The following is a 22,573-nucleotide window of genomic DNA, read 5'->3' on the forward strand; positions in this document are numbered from 1 at the left end:
CCATTCAGGATGTTCGGTGCTCACTGCGTTGCGCTCCGCCTCAGCCTGAATGCCATCCCGGTTTCCGATTAACCCCCGACCAGGTAACGCCATGAAAAAAGACCCTGATACTGAAAAGGGCCGGAATGTCACCATCTCGTCAGTACGTCACGATGAGGGTTCGGCCCGACAGCTGGATGAAATCCTCAACGATAACCCGTTGTACAAACCCTCTCACGTGCTGCGCGGAGCCATTCTTGCCCTGTACGAAATGAGCCAGGAACAACGCCTGGCCATCATTATGAAAGCGGCTGATAAAGCCAAAAACCACTGACCATTTCTTAAGCCCTCCCGCCGTCCGGTGGCTGCGGCACTCCCGGAGATACCCCATGACTCACCCTGAATCTGTCAGGCCGGTGACGGTTACCCGTGACCGCAATGGCTTCTGGACGCACCCTCATTATTTTGCACCGGCCAGTGATGAGGTCACACAGACTGAATTTGGCGACTGGATGCGCCAGCACAATCTGACCTGTGCCACCCGCTGGATGGAAAACGACGCGCCTCCCCAGGTGATCGCCGACTGGGAAAAGGGGAAACAAAACATCAGTGACTGGCTCCCTTCCGCGCCAGAGGGCGAGGGCTGGTTCATTGGCTCCATTCATGACACTGAGGACGGCCCGGTCTGTGTATGGCTGCGGGAGGTGAAATGAAGCACTTTTCATGGCTGGCCGGTGTGTTACTGGTTCTTATTTCCTGTATGCCATCCCAGGCAACGGCCGCAGCCAGTAACGCCGGTGACGGCCGCTGGGTTAACCCGATAAGCGATGTCTGCTGGAAGTGCCTGTTTCCGATGACGCTCGGCAATATTCAGCTGGCCGCTGGCCCCCAAAAGGATACCAACAACCCGGCTTCGCCGATCCAGATTTGCCCATATGGTGTGTTTTACCGCATCGGTCTGGCCATCGGGTTCTGGGAGCCAATGGCGATGGTGGATGTAACCCGTGAGCCGGGCGTCATGGTCAACATGGGGGGCTTTAAAATCGATCTCGGGCGAACGGGAACGGGAACCGCAGGGCAGAGTGACCGTCCCGCTGCCGGTACCTTCTACCATGTCCACTGGTACAAATACCCGCTGATTTTCTGGCTGAACATCATCACCAGTCTGGGGTGTCTGCAAACCGGCGACATGGATATCGCCTATCTCTCCGAAGTCGATCCTCTCTGGAATGACAGTACGCTCTCGATGCTGATAAACCCCGAGGCAGCGCTATTCGGCAACCTGATAGCTCAGGGGGCCTGCGCTGCTGACGCAGCTGCTTCATCAGCGGGTCTTCCTCTGTCTCCGCTGTTCTGGTGCGCGGGAAGTCAGGGGTCTATCTACCCGCTAACCGGCTATACCAGCGGTGAGTTTTCTCCGCTCGAGGCCTCTCTTCTGGTTGGAGAGCGAATGGCATTCAAGATGCATCGTGAGGGGCTGGTCTGGAACTCTGTGGGCGCGGACGTCGCAGTATGTAACCAGTATCCATCCCCGATCATCCCGAAAGAGCGATGGCGATACCAGATGGTGAACATGTACCCCGAACCGGGTAACTGTCATCCTTTCGGGGCCAGCACGCAGCTCTGGGGCACAACGCATAACTCTCCATCCTCCAAAAAGAACTTCGGCTATCTCTTCTGGCGCAAACGTAACTGCGTATTCCTTTAAGGACATGACAATGAAAAACGCTTATCTCCGGGCGCTGACGATCAGCGTCATGGTTGCTTTCGCGCCGCTGGCCCTGGCGAGCGCTCAGACCGATATTTCCGTCTCCGACCATAACTGGATCAAAGGTCAGCAGGACGCGCTGGCAGCGATGAAGGAAGACCTGCAGGGCCATCCGGCGGCCGCGCCCGTATTGCCGCAGCGGCAACAGGATCTGATAAACCGCCTGCAGGGCGATATCGCAGCCCAGAACAACACGATGGGGGAAAAAGACACGTTCCCGGCTATTTACTTTGTGAGCCTCGGTATTCCGCGTGAAGGTCTGCTACCCATGCTGAAGGATGCCCGCCGTTTCAACATTCCGCCAACGCTGCGCGGCCTGGTCAATAACGACATGCGACAGACCGCGGCGGCCATGTTTGAGCTGAGTAAGGAGGACAAGGACGCCGGCGTGCAAATCGATCCAACGTTGTTTACTCAGTACAACATCACCACGGTACCCGCCCTGGTGGTGACCTGTCCTGGCCACCATGACGTAATTCGGGGAAGTCTGCCCCTGCAGCAGGCTCTCGAAAAAGTGGCAGAAAGTGGTGATTGTGCGGCAACGGCACGCCATCTTCTGGAGGCCGCGAAATGAAAAAAATACTTTCAACGGTGCTGATGCTTTTTCCGCTCCTGGCTGGCGCAGCTGATCCTGCCTTTGAAGCGGGAGCGAGCTTTGGCAAAGGCAATGCTTCCGCCGGGACGGGAGCCCTGAAAAAACCGGATACCGTCACAGGAGCAATACCAGGCTATACCGCTAACCCACCGGAGAAAGGGTATTACGGCGGTGTGGATGGCGGAGACGGCGGGCTGGCCAACAAAGGGCAGGCCGCGCTGCAGGGTAATGACGCAGCACAGTCGGTTATCAACTCCGGAAAAACGAACCCGACTCCCGCCATCGACCCACAGGCCCCTTTCATCACTATCGGTAAAAATGCCGAAGCCGGCGCAGACGGTGTGCTTAACGGAACCGCGAACCAGTGTAAGGAGGTGACAGTATCGAAAACCACCTTTGAAAATTACACCTGCGACAAGGATGTGGCCTCAGTGGAAGCCTGCTCACGAACTGCAACACCTGGCGGACATACATCCACCACGACAGTGCAGAAAACGTTCACACTGACGGCGGCCAATGGCGATGTTGTTTTCACGAACAACGGTACTTCCTTCAGTTTTAGTTTTAAAGCGCCGGCATCAGGACCGGTGATCAGCGCGCATTTTTACTGGGCGGATCGCGATGTCAATGCCGGGAACATTTCCTGGTGGGGCGTCAGTCAGAAAATGGTTGGTAAGGCGTTTGACTGGGAAATGCCAGGCGCTCCGGGGACACCGTTGTCGCAGGGTGGCTCCTTACCTGCCGGCTCGTATACCAGTACCGGGTGTACCAGCGGGAACAAAGATCGCTGTGAGAAGCATATCCGGGAGCAGATAGCTGACTTTCAGTCCGGCGCGTCAGGTTTCACACTTGTGCTCGTTATGAATGCGGTTGAGACAACCTTTACCCCCGAAGTGAACTGGTCTTCATCCTGCGGCCTGGATATGTCTAAGGCGCAGAAAACTACGTCAACCTGCACCTCTCCGGGCGGAAATAAAACCATTGTTAACAATGGCCAGAGCTATGAAGTTTATAGCGACTGCTGGGAGTACACCGATAACTATGTCGTACCGTCAGACTCCACGGGAACCTGCGGAACGCTGATGGCGAACCCGTCCTGTACAGCGGCAGGTACGACCTGCACCGAATCGACCGACGGGCAGTGTACCCATATGAGCTACACCTACCAGTGTCAGACCACGCATCAGTCGGGTGGCCTGGTCTGCGGCGGCGACTACATCTGTAAGTCAGGCGAGTGTGATGACACGAATGGTGCCGGGAGCAGCGGGTTCGATACGGCGGTGGCAAAACTGGCAGGTCTTGCCTCGGCAGCGGAAGACGCAAAAGACGCAAGCAGCTCCATTGAGGTAAAAGCCTTCACGGGTAAAGCCATGCGGTGCCGTAAGGCCTTTGCAGGTTTCTCAAACTGCTGCAAAGACTCAGGCTGGGGACAGAGCGCCGGACTGGCCGCATGTGATGATGAAGAGAAGGCTATAGGGAAGGCGAAGGCTAAGAAAATCACTGTCAGCGTCGGCGAGCGGTGCGATCGCAAGGTGCTGGGTGCCTGCATCCAGAAAAGTCAGGTCTACTGCGTCTTTGACGGCAAGCTTGCCCGCATCATTCAGGAGCAGGGGCGTCGCGACCAGCTGGGCGTTAAGTTTGGCAGCGGCGACAGTCCGGACTGCCGGGGGATCACGGTCCCGGAGCTGCAAAGTATCGACTTCGACAAAATCAACTTCTCTGACTTCTACGAGGATTTGATGAAGAACCAGAAAATCCCCGATACCAGCGCGCAGGTCCAGCAGATTAAGGAACGCATTGCCGCGCAGGTGAACCAGCAGGGAGGTGGTAAATGAAGCGTGTCCTCTGTGGCCTGCTCATGGCGCTGGCGAGCCATGCGGTGATGGCCGAGGAGATTGTGACGCCGGCAGAGCCGTTCACCGGCTGGTCCTGGTACAACGAACCGAAAAAGCCCCCTGAGCAGCCCCGGAAACCGCAGCAGCCAGCACCGCAGGCCATTCCGGATCTCAGTAAGATGTCCCCAATGGAGCAGGCCCGGGTACTTAAAGGGTACACACAGGAGGCGCTTAACCGCGCCATCCTGTTCCCCTCACGGGAAAATACGGCGACGTTCCTGCGCTGGCAGAAGTTCTGGACAGACCGGGCATCGATGTTCAGCCAGTCCTTTGCGGCGGCGCAACTGAGCCATCCTGATCTCGACTACAACCTGGAGTATCCGCACTACAACAGCATGGCGCCGTTTATGCAGACCCGCGACCAGCAGACGCGGCAGAGCGCCGTGGAGCAGCTGGCGCAGCAGTATGGTCTGTTCTACTTCTACCGGGGCAGTGACCCGATTGATGTGCAGATGGCGGGTGTAGTGGCGGACTTTGCGAAAACCAACGGTATTTCGCTTATTCCGGTATCGGTTGATGGTCAGGTGGCTGCTTCCCTGCCGCAGAGCCGCCCGGATACGGGGCAGTCCCGGTCAATGAACATTACGCACTTTCCGGCGCTCTTCCTGGTTGACCCGCGCAGCAAGAATTACCGCGCCCTGTCCTATGGCTTCATGACCCAGGATGACCTGTCAAAACGATTCCTGAACGTGGCTACCGGCTTTAAACCCAATTCCTGAGAGCCTTTTATGACAAAAACACTGTTTACCCTCATCCGCGATGCAGGGCGGGCTGCCCTGTATTCCTTTGTCCTCGGTCCGGCACTGATGCTGTATGTGTTTGTGATGCTTGCAGCATCAGACGGCTCACTTTCCCGGCAATTCCTGACGACTTTTCATCAACTGACTGAGGGTGCGCCTGCCGGCAAAGTGATGGGGTGCGTTAATGAACATGAGATGGCAGGACGCTTCTCGCCACCTGAACCCGGAGAGTCATTAAAGCCTGTGCCTTCTGCCTTAGCGAAAGCTCCGCCTGAAGTGTTATGTCAGCGCGGACCCGTTGACAGCGATTCATGGGTGCGTTCGGTCGATGCAACGTTGCACTACGTCTGGATGATGGCCGCTATGTTGGGCTTTGGATTGTGGTTTGTTTTATATGGCCTGTCCCGGGCCGCTCAGCGTCGAATTTCACCAGACACACATTCGGTTCTGGTACAGCAGAACAAGGAGACACAGGAATGAAACCAACTCTTCTCGCAGGACTGATTTTCTGGGGCACGATGGCGCGCGTACTGAGCGAGCTGATGACCTGGTCCGTGGAGCATACGCAGCAGGGGCTGCTGTGGCTGTGTAATGGTATGTGGGCCGGTGCGGCTGGCATGGTGATTTATGCCGGTTATCGCTGGTTCCGTTACGAAAGGGGACAGACGCATAAGGAAGCCGATCATGAACATTAAAACCGGACTCACAGCGCTCCTGTTATCCCTGCCCCTGCTGGCGAACGCCGGTGCGCGTGAGGAGTTAATGGCGCTTGAAGCGTCAAAAACGAACTCATCTGCAGACGCTACAGCCATCACCGCCTCCACCATTCCGGTACCTGCGCCGGCCAGCCTGATGGCGCTGCCGGACGGACGTCGGGCTAACATGAAAGATTATGCCGTGGTGCTCTTTATGCAGGCACACTGCCAGTACAGCGCGAAGTTTGACCCGCTGCTGAAGGGCTGGGCCGATGAGCATGCAATTAAGGTCTATCCGTACACCCTGGACGGCGGCGGCGATATCTCCTTTCCGACGCCGATGATCCCGCGCAAGAGCGATCTTAAATCGCCCATTGCAGACGAGATTGTGACCTTCTTCGGAAACGGGCTGCCGATTGCGACACCGACGGCCTTTATGGTCAACGTCAACACCCTGAAAGCCTACCCGCTGACCCAGGGTGTGATGGACATCCCCGCTCTTGAGAGCCGTATGGCCAGTCTGATTCAGGCTGACATGGACAACGTCGACCCGAAAACGCTGCCGCCCATGCCGGCAAGCGCGCAGGTTACCCCTCAGTAATACAAACGGACTACAAAATGACGACAAACACGTATGCGTTATCGCGTACCGAGCGCGTGTGGCTGTTATTCAGCGTGACGCTGCTTGTGTCCGCAGCTTTCTATGGGGTGCTGGCCCACCGGGTGGTCAGCGTCATGGATCGCCCTGAACTGACAACCTGCCTGCAGGACTTTCCGGTGCTCCTGCTTATCTCGCTGAGCATCGGTTTTTTATTCACCGTCACCGGGCTGTACGTCTGCCGGCAGACCCTGGCCAGGAAACCCCGGGAGGAGATTGCATGATTAAGGCTTTGATAACAGCCGGTGCCGTGTTCGTTGGAGGACTGACTGCGTTGACGGCTCAGGCGGACGTCAACGGCGACCTGAACGGCTTCTTCAATAATCTTGGCTACAGCGGCAACGTCACTCAGGCGCAGGCCTGGCAGGGGCAGGCGGCCGGGTACTTCTCCGGCGGCTCTGTCTACCTCCGGAACCCCGTCAAAAATGTCCAGTTGGTCTCGATGCAACTGCCATCCCTGAACGCCGGTTGCGGCGGTATCGACGCCTATCTCGGGGCGTTCAGTATGATCAGCGGCGAGGAAATTCAGCGATTCGTGAAACAAATCATGAGTAACGCCGCCGGCTATGCATTCGACCTGGCACTGCAGACGATGGTACCGGAGCTGAAGCAGGCTAAAGACTTCCTTCAGAAGCTGGCCAGTGATGTTAACTCCATGAACATGAGTTCGTGCCAGGCCGCTCAGGGCATTATCGGCGGGCTGTGGCCAGTGACGCAGGTTTCCCAGCAGAAAATCTGCCAGGACATTGCCGGCGAAACCAACATGTTCTCCGACTGGGCGGCTTCCCGGCAGGGCTGCACTGTCGGAGGACAGGGCGACAAAGTCACGGCTAAGGCAGGCGACGCTGAGAAAGATCAGGTGCTGAAAAACAAAAACCTTATCTGGGATACTCTCAGTAAGAATGGTCTTCTCGGCAACGACCGCGCGCTGAAGGAGCTGGTCATGAGTACCGTCGGCTCCATTATTTTCAACAAGAATGGCGATGTGACAATTCTGACGCCGCTGGTTGATAATCGCGACCTGATTAAAGTCCTGATGCGCGGGGGTACGGCGAAGGTCTACGGATGTGACGAATCCACACTGTGTCTGGGACCTGTTGTCACCAATCTGACTATTTCCGAGTCCAACGCTCTGGTCACACTGGTCAAAAACCTGATGCTCTCAATGCAGAACAAGCTGGTTGACGATACTGCGCTGACCGATCAGGAAAAAGGCTTTGTGAACACCACCTCTGTGCCGGTGCTGAAGTACCTGACTAACGCTCAGAGTATGGGGATGAGCGCCACCTACCTGCTGCAGGTTTCTGACTTCATTGCCCAGGACCTGATGATCCAGTACCTCCAGGAGCTGGTAAAACAGGCAAGCCTGTCGCTGGCTGGCAAGAACTTCCCTGAAGAGGCTGCCGCCAAACTACGTGACAACATCATTCATGCGCAGGGACTTCTCGCTGACATGAAGCTGCAGTCAGCTGCTGATCAGAACGCGCTGGACGGTATCGACCGCAACATGCAGTACCTGCAGCAGCAGGTGTCCACCATTGTTTCAGGCTCCTTCCAAAGCAACTATCACTGGGGTGATCGCTGATGCTTGAGATATACACCATTTATGGCGGGGGAATGTGGAAAACGGCGCTGGACGCCGTTGTCACCCTTGTCGGTCAGAATACCTTCCACACCTTAATGCGTATTGCCGGTACCTTCGGGGTGCTGGCCGTATTGCTCACTTTCATCAAACAACGTAACCCGATGGTCTTCGTCCAGTGGCTGGCGGTCTTCATGATCCTGACCTCCATCCTTCTGGTACCGAAACGATCAGTGCAGGTCATTGACCTGTCCGATCCCGGTGCGGTCTGGGTAACCGATAACGTACCGGTTGGCCTGGCGGCTATCGCGTCGCTGACGACCAGTATCGGGTACAAGATGGCGTCAGTTTACGACATGCTGATGGCCAGACCCGACTCGGTGACCTACAGCAAAACCGGGATGCTGTTTGGCTCGCAGATTGTGGCGGAAACCAGTGACTTCACCACGCAAAACCCGGAGCTGGCTCAGATGCTGCCTGATTACGTGGAAAACTGTGTGATCGGCGACATTCTTCTGAATGGTAAATACACCATCAATCAGTTGCTCAATTCTACTGACCCGCTGACGCTGATAACCAGTAACCCAAGCCCGCTGCGGGGCATCTTTAAGATGACCTCCACCTCACGCCAGTTCCTGACCTGTCAGCAGGCCGCAACGGAGATCCAGAAGCTGACCAATACCGACGTCAACCCGGGCAGTGCGACGTTCACCTGGCTGACGAGAAAGGTATTCGGCAACAAACTGAATGGCGCGGCGCTTCTGGCCAATGCTATGGGAGAAAGTTACGGGTACTTCTATGCCGGTGGTATGACTGCTGCGCAGATCATGAAGAATAACATCACGAACAGTGCAGTACGGCAGGGGATCAAGGGTTTTGCCGCTCGCTCTTCCGACACGGCTAACCTGCTTAATCTGGCCACCGAGAACGCTGCCACCAAACAGCGTCTCGCCTGGGCCGCAGGCAACGAGCTGGCGACCCGAACGCTGCCGTTTGCACAGTCTCTGCTGATGCTTATCCTGGTATGCCTGTTCCCGCTGATGATTGCGCTGGCCGCATCAAATCACACTTTGTTTGGTCTGAACACACTGAAAATATACGTTTCCGGGTTTATCTACTTCCAGATGTGGCCGGTTATGTTCGCCATTCTTAACTATGCCGCCAACTACTGGCTGCAGAGTCAGTCCGGGGGCACGCCCCTGGTTCTGGCCAACAAGGATGTGGTGGCACTGCAGCATTCGGACGTGGCGAATCTGGCAGGTTATCTGTCCCTTTCCATTCCGGTGCTGTCGTTTTATCTGACCAAAGGTGCTGCGGCGATGGGCTCTCAGGTGGCGGGGAGTGTACTCAGCTCGGGCGCCTTCACGTCAGCAGGTGTGGCAGCGACCACAGCAGACGGAAACTGGTCGTTTAACAATATGTCGATGGACAATGTCAGCCAGAACAAGATGGATACCAACCTGATGCAGCGTCAGGGTCAGCAGACGTGGCAGGCAGATAACGGCTCCACGCAGACGCAGACGGCCGGTGGCCATACGGTTATCGACGGCTCGGGGGCAATGTCGAATCTGCCGGTGAACATGAAGCTCAGCCAGCTGGCCAGCAGTGGTTTCCAGGAGTCAGCCCGCCAGTCGCAGGTCCAGGCGCAGACGGCGCTCGATGGCTACAACCACAGCGTCACCAGTGGCTGGTCGCAGCTCTCACAGCTGTCTCACCAGACCGGTACCAGCGACAGCCTGACCAGCGGCAGTGAAAACAGCCAGGCCACTAACGCAACGCGCGGCGCGAGCATGATGATGTCGGCCGCTGAAAGCTATGCGAAAGCGAACAACATCTCCACACAGGAAGCCTATAACCAACTGATGTCAAAATCTGTTGAAGGCAGTGTTAATGCTGGAGCAAGTGGTAAATTTAACACCGGCGATCAGGCATTTGGTAAAGTAGGTAAATGGGCTACCGGGGTGAGTTTTGAAGCGCATGCTGGCGCAGAAGTTAAAGGTTCAAGTGGAAGTTCTCATGGAACCCAGGAAACACACTCCAACAACCAGGATATGCGACATGACCAGAACAGCCAGGCGGTTAATGACTTCCGTCAGGGTATGGATATGGTTAAAAGTAGCCGCGTTACCGATGGTGCGAACCATACGGAGAATGCAGCAAGCAGCAATGTTCAGCAGTTTGCCGCAACACTCAATGATGCTGAAAGCCAGTACCATCAGTACACCACCAGTTCAACGCAGAGTAACGAGTTCAGCCGTATGGCCACACTGGCCCAGAACCAGAGTGCCAGCCTTGACACGAACTATACGCAGGAGTTTGTGGACTGGGCTGCCAATAAATACGGTGACAAGGCACAATCCATGCTGACAAGCGCCCCTTCAGCGCGCGAGGCGGCAATGGAGTTCGTGAATGAACGTCTCAAGCCTGAAATTATGGGGGATTATCAGCAGGGTCGTTCAGATCTGGCCAACGGCAATGAACATGCAGCCTTCAGTGGTGAGCACGTGGTTCAGCCAGCCAACAGCATTCAGCAAGGATCAGGCCCGGCAGGTAATGATGGAGGTGTACGTTACAGCCCTGTCGAGAGTGGCTCTTATAATTCGAACGGCACGGGGAACCACCATACAGACGGAGCGTCTCAGGTGACGGAATATGCGGGCACTTACGGTGGACAGGTTTCATCTGGGGGGGGAAGCGTGTCTGTGAGAACAGGGGGTTCTGCTTCGGGTAGCCATGAGTCATCATTGTTAGCGCAAAATCAAACGGACAGTGAGAACTTAGCCGGTCAACGGGAAATCAGCCATAACGAAGTACATTCTGGCTACGGCAGACAGGAACAAAGCTCTCAAATCCAGTCAGGTACTCACAGAAGCGAACAGGATAGCCTCTCCATTAAATCCAGTGATCATGATACCGGAAGACATTCGGCTGAAAGGCAACGCTCTGACTCCAGCGCTGGGATGCAGCAGGAATTACGCCAATCCGGGACCTTACGGGAACAAGGGGGAGCAACAGGCCACAGGAACGAAATGAGCCATAGCCCTGCAACCATGAATGTTGAGGAGCAGCGGGTTCAGGGTAATGCTATGCAGGCGTCTTTCAAAGAAAACCAGGCAAAACTGCATGAACAGTCAGGTCAGGGTTTTGGTCCGCAAAATGATATCCAGCGACGTGTAGCGGAACAAAGATCTGAAAACGAGCATAAAATCAACGAATCTTCTGAGGAAATAGAGAAAAAAGAATCCACTGTTCAGGCATCCAGTGATATTCTTAAGGGACAACATGACAATTTCAAAGCTCAATTTAGCGAAGGCAAACAGGCAGAAGATTTAAGGCAAAAAACATTACCTATCCTACACAACGATGAAATTGAGATGCACAAGAAAAATCTTGAAGATTTGAGAAAAAGAGCGGGGTGAACATGCTAACTTTCAACGATGTAAATCGTGATTTTAAAGCAATCTTAGATGGAGTGTCGGATACAAACCGACCTGTACCATCAATAGCTAAAGCTCTGAGGGTTTCGTTAACTCTACCTCTAATAGGTATTATTCTTTCGACAATTACCTTCGGAGCCGTATGTGCGATCTCGAATCATCGCGATTTTAGTATTGGTCTATTAATTGGCTATATCCTCTCTGGTGAAGCCATACCTGTTTATATGGCTATGGTCGTAGGAGCCTTTCAAGGTATTATATTGTTGCCATACGTGAGTCTCTTCCACTCTATCCCTCAAAATTTAAGGGAAAACACGCCTCTAATAGCTCATATGAAGAGAGCTATATTTAAAGGAATAGGGTTGTATGTAAGCGTATTATTCATTACGTGCTTCATGTCCTTCTACAATGCGATGTATTTATTTGCCACACCAGTTGTAATGGTCATCGCAATTTTTGTCACATCGTTCACTGTCAACCTTCAGGTAAGTAAATTTGGCGTTGGTGCATTAATCAATAAGCTGAAGAAAAACCTTAAGTAGCTAGCTTTTTAGCCATCATAAAGACCCGCATTGTTGCTACAAGTATGCGGGTTTTTCATATCTAAACCTAAATTTCTTTTCAAATCAGCCGATAACGTCTCTGTTAGCTATATCTCGCTAACGGGGACGTTTTTCTATGCACAGGAAGAATTCATGAAATTAAAACAATTAGCCGTTGTAGGTCTGATCGCTTCTACTCTTGCACTGTCAGGTTGTGGTGCCATGTCCACTGCGGTGAAGAAGCGTAATCTCGATGTCAAAACTCAGATGAGTGAAACCATCTGGCTGGAGCCATCATCAGAGAAAACGGTTTATCTTCAGATCCGCAATACATCTGACAAGGACATGTCTGGTCTGCAGGCACAAATTACAAATGAACTGGCCGCCAAAGGCTACCGCGTCACCAGTTCTCCGGACGCCGCCTACTACTGGATTCAGGCGAACGTACTGAAAGCCGAAAAAATGGATCTGCGTGATGCGCAGGGCTTCCTCAAGACCGGGTACGAAGGTGCGGCAATGGGAGCGGCACTGGGCGCGGGTATTACGGCGTATAACTCGTCTTCAGCTGGCGCAACGCTGGGTGTAGGGCTGGCCAGTGGCCTGATTGGTATGGCTGCAGATGCAATGGTTGAAGACGTCAACTACACGATGGTGACCGATCTGCAAATCTCCGAGCGCAGCAAAGCGACCGTCACGACTGACAATATCGCTGCACTGAAGCAGGGGACCTCAGGCGTCAAGCTACAGACCAGCTCAGAACAGGGCAACCGCGCTAAATACCAGACCCGTGTGGTATCCAATGCCAACAAGGTAAACCTCAAGTTCGAAGAGGCGAAACCTGTCCTGGAAGCTCAGCTGGCCAAATCCATCGCCGGCATCATGTAATACCCTGCGGCTGTGGCGACCGTCACAGCCTGTTCCCCCTCAGACTGATATTCACCGTGTTCTTTCCGGAGCCGGGTGCGTCAGTGCTTTCTGTCAGTTACCAGTAATTACGCTTCCTCGCATGGCTGCGCCAGGCGCAGCCCTGTCTGCGGCGAGCGTTGCGTCCTTAATTTCAAAGGAGCTCGTCCATCATGATGCATCAGATAAATGAACGTGCAGATTACTCAGCTGAATTCTGGTCGCTTATCCATCTGGAAAGCGAGCTGATGGCAGCAAGGGCCTGGATGAATGTATTTGGTTCACTTCCTGAGGGGCAGGGTATGACCATTGTTGCTTTCTGGGCTGGCTATGAATTTACCCTTTATGATCTGGAGCCCCGGGAGTGGCATTCACCGGTTTATAGGGATGTGGCCTCGTCAGTCCGTTCTGTGGCTGCATACATTAATAAACAGGACTGGGAGGACGGATGTCAGCAGGCCAGGTATGAACTGAGTCAGATGGAATAACCTGACGATTGCCCCCCCACGCGGTACCACATTTTTTCATCACCCTTTTCAACGTTTCTTCTCTGATAACGAACATCACCACGCAGGTGATGCGATAACGGCTGGACAATACTCTATGAGCTTCGCAGGAAAAAACCTCACCCAGGGCGGGCAGATGACCGCCTACCGCTGGCGCATGTTCATTCAGGTGAACAACTGGATAGGATTCTGGATCTTCATCCTGTTCGCCGTACTGACTACCGCCATCTTTCTCTGGCGAATCCCTCAGGAAGCCCTGGATAACGGTTCCCTGTGGTGGTTCGCCAGTATCAACAGCAGCTTTATCGACCTGATGCCGGCATCGGGAACGCCAAAAATCTACGACGTTCACTACTGGTATGCGCCTACCGCGACGGCAATGGTGCTGAAGATGACCCTGCCGCAGATTTATACCGACCCGTACATGCAGGCGATGGGCGACCAGTGCCTGCGTGAGCTGCAGTGGGCAGCCGGTGCCAGCGGGCTGTTCAGTATGGTGGTGTTTATCGCCGTGACCTGGTTTATCGCGAATATCGGCAGAAAGGAAAGTGAAGACGAATACATTTCCGGGATGCAGCTGACTGACAAGCCTGCCGAAGTGAATAAGCTGCTGCGTAAAAACGGTGAGTTCTCTGACCTGCGCGTGGGTGATCTGCATATGGTCAGGATGGCGGAGGTACTCAATTTCCTGATGCATGGCACTATCGGGGTGGGGAAGTCGACGCTGATACGCTGGTTACTCGACTACATTCGCAAACGTGGTGACCGGGCCATCATTTACGACTCCGGCTGTACCTTCACCGAAACCCACTATAACCCGTCTACCGATATCATTCTTAACGCACACGACGAGCGATGTGCCAACTGGCAGATGTGGGGTGAGTGCGTTGACGCGGTCGATTACGACAACCTGGCCGCCAGCCTCATTCCGGTGGAAGGGGAATCCGATCCGTTCTGGGTATCCAGCTCGCGAACCATTTATGCCGATCTCGCAATTCGTATGTCGACGGACCCGGAACGGAGCATTGAGAAGTTTCTCAAAACCCTGTTGTCCCTCAGCATGAAAAATCTGCGTGACTATCTGGCCAACACACCCTCAGCCAACCTGGTTGAGGAGAAAATCGAGAAAACGGCCATTTCCATTCGCTCGGTGGTAACCAACTATGCCAAAGCCCTTCGCTATCTGCAGGGGCTGGATGACGGCACCAGGCCGCCGTTCACCATCCGGGAGTGGATGACGCAGGAGCGCTATGACAGCAGCTGGCTGTTTATTTCAACCCAGGCCCGTCACCGCAAGAGTGTACGCCCGCTGATCTCGCTGTGGGTGTCGCTGGCCACACTGATGCTGCAGAGCATGGGGGAGAACAGCGACCGCCGCGTATGGTTCATTATCGATGAAGCACCCAGCCTGCAGCGCATACCCGAGCTGGCCGAGACACTTGCCGAGGCGCGTAAATTTGGTGGCTGTTTCGTGCTGGGCATGCAGAACATGGCGCAGCTGGTTCACGTCTACGGCCGCGAGCTGGCCAAAAGCATCTTTGACCTGATGAACACCCGTATGTACGGACGTTCGCCGAGCGCCGAGATGGCCAAAGTGGTGGAAGAGGAGCTGGGCAACCAGCGTAAGCGCAAAATCCGTGAGCAGAACAGCTACGGTCTGGACCAGGTGCGTGACGGTGTGTCCCTCGGTAAGGACGAGGTCAATAACCCGATTGTCGACTACGAGCAGATCATGCGTCTGCCAAACCTCAACTTTTATGTTCGCCTCCCGGGTGAGTATCCGGTTGTCCGTCTGAAGCTGAAATATCGCGCGCTGAAGAAACGGCAGGCAGGCCTCATTGAGCGCAATATCCGCGATGCGCTCAGTCCGGAGCTTGAGAGGGTTATTCAGGAGAACGAGCGCGCAGCGGCAGCTGCCGGTCTGACGTTCCCGACCGGTGAAGAAGTGCTGGAGAAGGGAAGCGAAATGTCAGCCGCAGCTGACGGTACGGCTCATGTTGCTTCTGCCGGTACGCCGGCATCATCGCCCGTCGAAAAAAAGACAGCAACACCAGAGACAGCGCCGAAGCCTCCTCAGGGCACAGTGCCTGAACGGAAACAGGTTGCTGTCATGGAGCCTGTTATCTCCGGTTCTGCGACAGTCGTACCGGAAGAGGGGGGCGGAAAACACAACACGGTGACACCTCCTGTCATTGCAGAGAAAAAAGATAACGTTGTTTCTCTCCGTTCTGTTGGCGCAATGAAAAAACCGACTGAAGCACCGGGCAAATTACCGGTCTCCCCCGGAGTGACCGGTCACCCGGGTACCGCTGACTCTGTACAAACAATGCCCGATGCCCTCAAGGCCCTGCGAAACCGACATCATGTACCGGAACCACCTGTCGCCTCACCTCTGAGCATGCTGCACAGGGCACGCCAGCGGCCGGCCTCTTCGGAAAGCGATCCGCAGACAGAGGAAAACGGCGGTGAGTCCATGAACCTCGACATGAAAGTGACGGCACTGCCTGACGGCGGCCTGAGTGTGACGACGGCAGGGAAGTCAGTGACACCGAAAACCCCGGATGAAGCCCACGGTACTCACCGGCAGCTGGCGCAGGAAGAAGAGAACATTTTACTTCACCGTCACGCGGACGACCCGGGTTACGACGAAAACGACCATTACTATTACGACAGAGAGCCTGAATTATGATGTCAGTCGCCCCAGTAGCGTCAGCCGGCGAGGCTGCAGGCTACTACAGCAATTCCGATAACTACTATTTTCTGGGCAGCCTTCAGAGCCTCTGGATGGGGGAAGGTGCAAAAGCGCTGGGCCTTGAGGGCAATGTCCGTGGCGATGATCTCACGGCCGTCCTCGAGGGCCGCCTGCCGGACGGCTCACGGCTTGGCAAGGAGGTTAACGGACAGCACGTCCACCGTCCCGGCCATGACCTGACCTTTTCCGCCCCCAAAAGCGTGTCCATTCTGGCGCTCATCGGCAACGATAAAGAAATGGTGGAAGCACATAACCACGCGGTCCGTGTGGCGGCCGGCTATGTGGAGAAGCTCATCTCGGCCCGCGACACGAAAGACGGCGTCACGTCCATCGTACATACCGGCAAGATGGTGGCAGCTGCTTACACGCATGACACGTCACGTAATCTTGACCCGCAGCTGCACACCCATCTCCTGATTGCCAACATGACGGAGTATGCGGGCAAATGGAAAGCCCTGGCCACGGACTATATCCATAACGCGGGCTTTATCGAAACCGTCATGAAGCATCAGGTCACGCTCGGGAAAATTTATCGCAGCGCGCTGCGTGAGCGGGTTGAAGCGCTCGGCCATGAAGTGGAAGAAGTAGGCAAGCATGGCATGTGGGAGATTAAGGGCGTTCCGGAAGACGTCAGGGACGAATATTCCTCCCGGGGCAGGGAAATTCAGGGTGCCGTGGGGGCTGAAGCCACGCTGCGCAGCCGGGATGTGGCCGCCAAAGACACCCGCAGGGCGAAAGTCGACCCTTCGAGGATGCGCCTGATGGAACGCTGGCTGGGCCAGATGAAGGAGAAGGGATTTGACCTGAAGGCGTATCAGGAGAGCGTGGTGCCGCGTGATGCAGGTCTTCGTGAGACCGCGCCTCAGCCGGAGCGAGATCACCAGGCTAAGCCGGTTCCTGCCGGGCCTGAGCTGGCTTCTCTGCAGACGTCGTCCACGGCAGAAAAGAGCGTCGATACACCTGCTCAACCCGCAGAACGGGAGAGCCAGTCCCGTCAGGCTGTAACACAGCCGGCTGACACACTGCGTCAGACGGTACAGACCGGCCCCGAAAAGACGCCGGCGACCAGGAGCGTTCCTGCAGCGCAGCTGGACACTGAAATACCCCGCCCGGAACTGACTGAGGCTGTCCGGCTGGCCATCTCGCAGCTCAGCGACAGTAAAACGCGCTTCACCTTTGGCGAGCTGATGATGACCACCGCTGAGCTGAGCGAGCAGCTGCCGGAGATTCAGGAAATTCGTGTGGCCATCGATGCGGCGCTGAAGGACGGCATGATTGTACCGCTGGACAGTGAGAAAGGGGTCTTCACCTCCCGTATTCACCTGCTGGATGAACTCTCGATCCAGGCGCTGAGTCAGGAACATCTCAAATCCACAAAAGTCGTCAGTTTCACCCGCCCGGCGCAGTACGCGCCGGCGGCGCTGGAAGTGGTGGAGAAAGACGCCCTGGTTCTGATGAATGCCCCGTCAGGCGTGGCGGGTATCCGTGACCTGACCGCGCAGCTGGCCGGTATTGCCGGCGCGAACGGTCGTGACGTGCAGGTGCTGGCCAGCTCTGCCGAGCGCGCCATTTCGCTGGCGAAATCCGACGATTTGCGGGAACGGATCATCAGCCGGCAGCATGTTCTGAGCGGTGATTTCCACCTGAAACCCCAGAGCACGCTGATTATCGAAGGGGCAGAGCGTCTGGGGCTAAAGGAGACGCTGGTTCTGCTGGGCGAAGCGCGCGCGCAGGACGCACAACTGGTCTTTCTCGACAGTGCCGGGCGTCAGGCGAACGGTAATGCCATGTCCGTACTGGAGTCCGCGGGGGTTGCCCGCTCCCGCCGCACTGAGCCGGCACCCGGGCTGGAGGCCGAAGTGGTCAGTATTCCGAACAAACGCGACCGTTACGAGGCGCTGGCCAACCGATTTGCAGAGCTGAGCGGAGGAACTGAAAACGTCACCGCCGTTGTGGTCGGCAGGCGTGAACAGGCACAGCTGACGGGCCTGGTACGTGAGGCGCTGCAGAACGCAGGACAGCTGGGGCGCGACGGCGTGGAGATAGAGGCCCGGCAGCCGGTCTGGCTCGACAGCAAAACGCGCCGCATGCCCGGTTCATACCGTCCCGGGATGGTACTTGAAGATCGCACGGACGCAAAAGCGCGTAAGTCGTATGTGATTGACCGGGTGCATGAGGACACGCGAGTCCTCTCGCTCATCGACGGGGACGGCGTGCTGACCCGGATGAAAATCGGCGATATCAGCGCTGACTGGCGTCTCTTCAGCCGCGAAACCCTCAGCGTGGCCACCGGCGAAAAACTGCTGGCCGTGGCGGGGGATCGTGAGCACAGCCTGAAGGCAAAAGACCGTCTTGAGGTGACCGGGATAAGTGAAAAGGGGATTGAGGTGAAACGGGGGGAAGAGACCCTGACGCTGCCAAAAGACCAGCCGCTTTACCTGTCGCATGCCTACGTGACCGCGCCGGGCGGCCGGGATAACGACACCGGTGTGGTGCTGGCCGCACTGAACAGCCGCGACATATCGACCCAGACCATGAATTCGCTGGCACAGAGTGGCCACCGGGCGGAAGTGTTCACAGCCGAAGTACAGGACCGGGCTGAAGCCCGGCTGCAGCGCATGAAGACCAGTGCCTCTCCCGTGCAGCTGGTCAGAAACCTGAGCGGTCACCAGGACATCAGTCAGGCGGTGGATTCACTGCATGACAGCGTCCGGACGGACGCCGGGCTGGCCGTCTGGCGTGCCATCAATGACCAGCGCACTGTGGTATTCAGCGAACTTAAGCTGGCGACGGAGGCGCAGAAATATCATCCCGACCTTGAAGCTATCGGGAATGAAATTGGCGCGATGATTAAAAATGGCGAGCTGTTGTCCGTATCCGCAGGGGGAGAGCCGGTACTGGTTTCCCGGTCCACCTGGGAGATGGAGAAAGCCATTCTGCGTGTGGTGGAGGAAGGGAAAGGCACACAGCAGCCGTTGCTGGAACAGGTACCGGAAGCCGTGCTGAACGGACTCACCGATGGCCAGAAAAAGGCGACCACCCTGGTGCTGGGAACCACGGATCAGTTTATCGGGATTCAGGGCTATGCCGGCGTGGGGAAAACCACGCAGCTGAAGGCGGTGATATCTGCACTGGAGACCATACCGGCGGACGTTCGTCCGGTGATGACGGGGCTTGCCCCGACGCACCAGGCGGTGAAAGAGATGAGCGACGTCGGTGTCCGGGCGCAGACCATCAAATCTTTTATCGTTGAACATGACCAGGCGACGGCCGCAGGCGGTAAGCCCGACTATAAAGGACAGGTGTTTCTTATCGATGAGTCCTCAATGGCAGGCAACCAGGATACGGCGGCACTGTTCCAGGCCATTGCCAGTGGCGGCGGTCGCGCGGTCTCGATGGGGGATATCGACCAGTTTGAATCGGTCGACGTGGGCGCACCGTTTAAGCTGATGCAGGAGCGCAGCCCGATGGATGTGGCCATCATGAAGCAAATCGTCCGCCAGAAAGACCTGCAGCTGCGCGGTGCCGTTCACGACATCATTGATAACCGGATCGATGCGGCCCTGCAGCGCATTGAAACCCAGCCGGCTGACCGTGTGGCGCGTAGCGCTTCAGCCTCGCTCCCGGGGAGTGCCATTCAGGAAACGGAGACGCCTGTTAACGACATCGTGGCTGACTGGACGGACCGGACGCCGGAGGCGCGGTCCCGTACCCTCATTATCACCCAGCTGAACGCCGACCGTCGTGCGGTAAATGCCGGCATTCATGCTGTGCTGGCTGCCTGGGGAGAACTGGGGGAGAAGGCCATTACGGTGCCGGTGCTCGATAAAATCACCCACACCCGTCATGAGTTCAATAAAACCGATGCCTGGGAAGCCGGGATGGTGGTTAAACGCGGCGATCGTTACCAGGACGTGCTGGCCGTTGACCGCAACGGCAGTACGGTCACGGTACGCGATGAGGAGGGGAAGATTGGACTGTATTCCCCGAAGGAACTCATCACCGGCGACGTGCAGCTGTTTCGCCGCAGCGAGAGGGAAGTCCGTGCCGGCGATCTGCTGAAGTTCACGGCGACAGACAAGGAGCAGGGACAGATGGCCAGCCAGCGCTATACGGTGGAGTCGGTCAGCGAAACGGGCAATATTCGTCTTAAGGGGGAAAACGGCCGCATTACCATCAATCCTCAGGCGGTCAGGGCGCAGCAGCATATCGACTACGGCTGGGCCGTCACCGGGTACGGTGCTCAGGGGGCCAGTAGCGACTATGTCATTGCGCTTGAGGGCACGGAAGGCGGGCGTAAGGCACTTGCCTCCCGTCGCGCCTTCTACATCTCGGCCTCGCGCGTGAAAGAGCACGTCCAGATTTATACCGACGGGAAGGCGGACTGGGTTAAGGCGGTAAAAACGCCGGAGCGGGATATCAAAACGGCGCACGATGCGCTGGCGCCAGAAACGCAGCGTAAACAGGCGAAAGCCATCTGGGCAATGGGACAGCCGGTGAATAAAACGGCCATGGGCCGCGCCTGGGTGCGCCATCAGGGCATGCAGGACGCGTCACTGACGGCAAAAATCATCCCGGCCACCCGGCGCTTTCCCGAACCGGCGCTGGCGCTGCCGGTGTATGACAACAACGGCCGGAGTGCGGGCCTGGCTCTGGTTTCCCTGGTTGCCAGCCCGGAAGGGCGGATGACACAGGGGGAGACCCGGATGGTCATGACAGAACGTGCCCGTGGTGCGGTACTGCAGCGAAGCCAGTCAGGCAACACGATTGTGGCCAGTGACCTGGCGGCCGCGCTTGATGCAGTACGACATCACCCGAAGGACGGTGTGGTCTGGCAGACCGGCGATGAGCCACCATCAGCACATCTGCTGAAAGTCAGCGGAGGTATCGTTACGGAGGCCGCATCAGAACACAAACTGATCCGTGACCAGGAGGAAACCACACGACAGACGGAAAAAGACATGCTTAACAAAGCCGTTAAAGCGGAAAAAGAAAAGAGTGAGACTCAGGAGCGTATTGTTGTGCCGGTGGAGGACGCGGTGCGTATTACGCCCGGGATGCTCGAGGTTGACGACCGGAATGAGCCGACGATGCCTGACGAAAAAGTGCTCATTCAGGTTGCCAGCTCGGACAGCGTTAGCCACGATGAGATTGGCCGTCATATCAGGGCAGAAAAGGAACCATTGGCCAGCAAAGTCGCTTCGGAACGTGCGGGAGTCAGCCGCATTGTGAATGAGCTGGCCAATACCGAGCGGGATATTATCCGGCAACCCGAAAATAGCGAGCGCGGCCGCATGCCGGAGCGTGAAGAACAGACCCTCACCCGTACCATTCAGAAAGAACGTTAATCCCCTTTTAAACCATGAGAATCAGGCAATGAAAGCAAACAAATTAGCCGCATTAATAGTTACAACATACATTGGCTTTATTTCAACGGCACACGCTTCGGCCCCTCAGCCGGTATTCAGCCCGGAGCAGGAGGCACGTATCGGCGAAATCGCTGCTGACTACCTGGTGTCCCACCCGGAGATACTGGTGACGGTCAGTCATAAGCTGCAGGAACAGCAGGAGGCACGTAAGCAGAAGATGTTTGCACTCAGCGTGATGGAGAATCAGGCGAACCTTCTGCATGATCCGGACACGCCGGCTTACGGTCCTGATAATGCAAAGGTCGCGGTGATTGAATTCTTTGATTACCAGTGCGTGTTCTGCAGTCGCTTTGCGCCGGAACTGGAGAAAGTTATGAAAGCGCAGCCGGACGTCCGCTACCTCTTTAAGGAGTTGCCAATTTTTGGTGGTCGCTGGGAAGCCTCACTTCAGGCAGCGCAGCAGGGGCTGACGGTCTGGCAAAAGAAAGGAGCGCAGGCCTATGTAACCTATCACAATGCCATCTACGCCACCGGCCATAATGAAGGCAAACTGACGGTGGAGGATATTCACGGGGCAGTGTCAAAGGCGGGACTGGCCGCCCCAGCTCCTGGCGACCATACCGCGTCCCTTGAGAAAAACAGTAACCTGGCAGAGGCGCTGGGACTCACCGGAACGCCGGGGATCATCGTCATGCCCGTTAGCGGGGCGACTCCCGACACCATCACGGTTTTCCCGGAAGCCGTTACCGCTGAAAGACTCCAGGCTGCAATCCGGAAAGCCTCACGCACACAGTGACCCCGGTCCTGTAGATCGTCTCCCGCCAGAGGCTGATCTTCAGATTCCGCGCGTAAATGCCATCTTCCCGTTCCGTTCTCCTGCGCTTCCTCGATCAGGCCTGCCGGCCTGATACTGCGGCGAGCGCTGCCGGTTATAGTCCCTTAAGGGCAATTAGCATGCAAACTATGGACGGTTATCTGGTCTAACATCTGGAAAAATTACTGACGAGAAGGTAGTATTCGGATCGTCAGCGATCGTCTTGTGGTGGGACAGATTGTTGATTCAGATTACTTTTGTGACCTAACTCAAACTGACGGTTTGACTGCTTTGTGGTGAGGCAGACGGGTGGCAGAAGATGGTTTTACGGAAGAAAT

Annotated in this window: 18 protein-coding genes; all 18 read left to right on the forward strand. The window is 56.1% G+C overall.

The genetic code is table 11. From position 1 onward, the window contains the following. Positions 1 to 91 precede the first annotated feature (91 nt). The 18 genes from AC4OVS_RS00195 (at position 92) to AC4OVS_RS00280 (ending at position 22,217) form a co-directional block, all read left to right on the forward strand. A complete protein-coding gene (locus tag AC4OVS_RS00195) occupies positions 92 to 313 on the forward strand; it encodes a hypothetical protein (protein ID WP_015572104.1) in 222 nt (73 codons plus the stop codon). 55 nt (positions 314 to 368) lie between these two features. Next, complete coding sequence (locus AC4OVS_RS00200; RefSeq protein WP_045341727.1) at positions 369 to 692, forward strand: hypothetical protein; 324 nt, start codon at positions 369 to 371, stop codon at positions 690 to 692. Beyond that, on the forward strand, positions 689 to 1,687 hold the full coding sequence (gene traU, locus AC4OVS_RS00205; RefSeq protein WP_015572105.1) for a conjugal transfer pilus assembly protein TraU: 999 nt from the start codon (positions 689 to 691) through the stop codon (positions 1,685 to 1,687). Before AC4OVS_RS00200 ends, traU begins: the two co-directional genes overlap by 4 nt. A 10-nt stretch (positions 1,688 to 1,697) precedes the next feature. Continuing rightward, positions 1,698 to 2,321 carry a type-F conjugative transfer system pilin assembly protein TrbC gene (trbC, locus tag AC4OVS_RS00210; RefSeq protein WP_069733718.1) on the forward strand — a complete coding sequence of 208 codons (624 nt, stop codon included), beginning with the start codon at positions 1,698 to 1,700 and terminating at the stop codon, positions 2,319 to 2,321. Next, complete coding sequence (gene traN, locus AC4OVS_RS00215; protein WP_491922078.1) at positions 2,318 to 4,177, forward strand: type-F conjugative transfer system mating-pair stabilization protein TraN; 1,860 nt, start codon at positions 2,318 to 2,320, stop codon at positions 4,175 to 4,177. The genes trbC and traN overlap by 4 nt, the downstream gene beginning before the upstream one ends. After that, positions 4,174 to 4,956 (forward strand): type-F conjugative transfer system pilin assembly protein TraF, encoded by a 783-nt coding sequence (gene traF, locus AC4OVS_RS00220; protein ID WP_491922079.1) that lies wholly within the window; start codon positions 4,174 to 4,176, stop codon positions 4,954 to 4,956. The genes traN and traF overlap by 4 nt, the downstream gene beginning before the upstream one ends. 9 nt (positions 4,957 to 4,965) lie before the next feature. Then, a complete protein-coding gene (locus AC4OVS_RS00225; protein WP_491922080.1) occupies positions 4,966 to 5,457 on the forward strand; it encodes a hypothetical protein in 492 nt (163 codons plus the stop codon). Beyond that, the gene (locus tag AC4OVS_RS00230) at positions 5,454 to 5,672 is read left to right on the forward strand and encodes a hypothetical protein (RefSeq protein ID WP_047959889.1); all 219 of its coding nucleotides are present in this window, start codon (positions 5,454 to 5,456) and stop codon (positions 5,670 to 5,672) included. The genes AC4OVS_RS00225 and AC4OVS_RS00230 overlap by 4 nt, the downstream gene beginning before the upstream one ends. Then, the gene (trbB, locus tag AC4OVS_RS00235; protein ID WP_047959890.1) at positions 5,662 to 6,273 is read left to right on the forward strand and encodes an F-type conjugal transfer protein TrbB; all 612 of its coding nucleotides are present in this window, start codon (positions 5,662 to 5,664) and stop codon (positions 6,271 to 6,273) included. Before AC4OVS_RS00230 ends, trbB begins: the two co-directional genes overlap by 11 nt. Before the next feature lie 17 nt (positions 6,274 to 6,290). Further along, positions 6,291 to 6,554: a hypothetical protein gene (locus tag AC4OVS_RS00240; RefSeq protein ID WP_063617322.1), complete on the forward strand. Its 264-nt coding sequence runs from the start codon at positions 6,291 to 6,293 to the stop codon at positions 6,552 to 6,554. Beyond that, a complete protein-coding gene (gene traH / locus AC4OVS_RS00245) occupies positions 6,551 to 7,915 on the forward strand; it encodes a conjugal transfer pilus assembly protein TraH (RefSeq protein WP_069733721.1) in 1,365 nt (454 codons plus the stop codon). Before AC4OVS_RS00240 ends, traH begins: the two co-directional genes overlap by 4 nt. After that, positions 7,915 to 11,331, forward strand: coding sequence for a conjugal transfer mating-pair stabilization protein TraG (gene traG, locus AC4OVS_RS00250; protein ID WP_491922081.1), 3,417 nt, complete (start codon positions 7,915 to 7,917; stop codon positions 11,329 to 11,331). Before traH ends, traG begins: the two co-directional genes overlap by 1 nt. 2 nt (positions 11,332 to 11,333) lie before the next feature. After that, positions 11,334 to 11,891 carry a hypothetical protein gene (locus AC4OVS_RS00255; protein ID WP_047959894.1) on the forward strand — a complete coding sequence of 186 codons (558 nt, stop codon included), beginning with the start codon at positions 11,334 to 11,336 and terminating at the stop codon, positions 11,889 to 11,891. 153 nt (positions 11,892 to 12,044) lie between these two features. Beyond that, complete coding sequence (traT, locus tag AC4OVS_RS00260) at positions 12,045 to 12,776, forward strand: conjugal transfer complement resistance protein TraT (RefSeq protein ID WP_048210006.1); 732 nt, start codon at positions 12,045 to 12,047, stop codon at positions 12,774 to 12,776. A gap of 191 nt (positions 12,777 to 12,967) precedes the next feature. Continuing rightward, positions 12,968 to 13,282 (forward strand): hypothetical protein, encoded by a 315-nt coding sequence (locus tag AC4OVS_RS00265; protein ID WP_023338009.1) that lies wholly within the window; start codon positions 12,968 to 12,970, stop codon positions 13,280 to 13,282. A gap of 115 nt (positions 13,283 to 13,397) precedes the next feature. Next, complete coding sequence (gene traD / locus AC4OVS_RS00270) at positions 13,398 to 15,989, forward strand: type IV conjugative transfer system coupling protein TraD (RefSeq protein WP_045890847.1); 2,592 nt, start codon at positions 13,398 to 13,400, stop codon at positions 15,987 to 15,989. After that, entirely contained in the window at positions 15,986 to 21,400 is a 5,415-nt protein-coding gene (traI, locus tag AC4OVS_RS00275) for a conjugative transfer relaxase/helicase TraI (RefSeq protein ID WP_491922082.1), read from the forward strand. Before traD ends, traI begins: the two co-directional genes overlap by 4 nt. A gap of 28 nt (positions 21,401 to 21,428) precedes the next feature. Further along, positions 21,429 to 22,217: a DsbA family protein gene (locus AC4OVS_RS00280; RefSeq protein ID WP_491922083.1), complete on the forward strand. Its 789-nt coding sequence runs from the start codon at positions 21,429 to 21,431 to the stop codon at positions 22,215 to 22,217. Positions 22,218 to 22,573 lie beyond the last annotated feature (356 nt).

It is taken from the genome of Enterobacter sp. 4974935 (assembly GCF_058661735.1).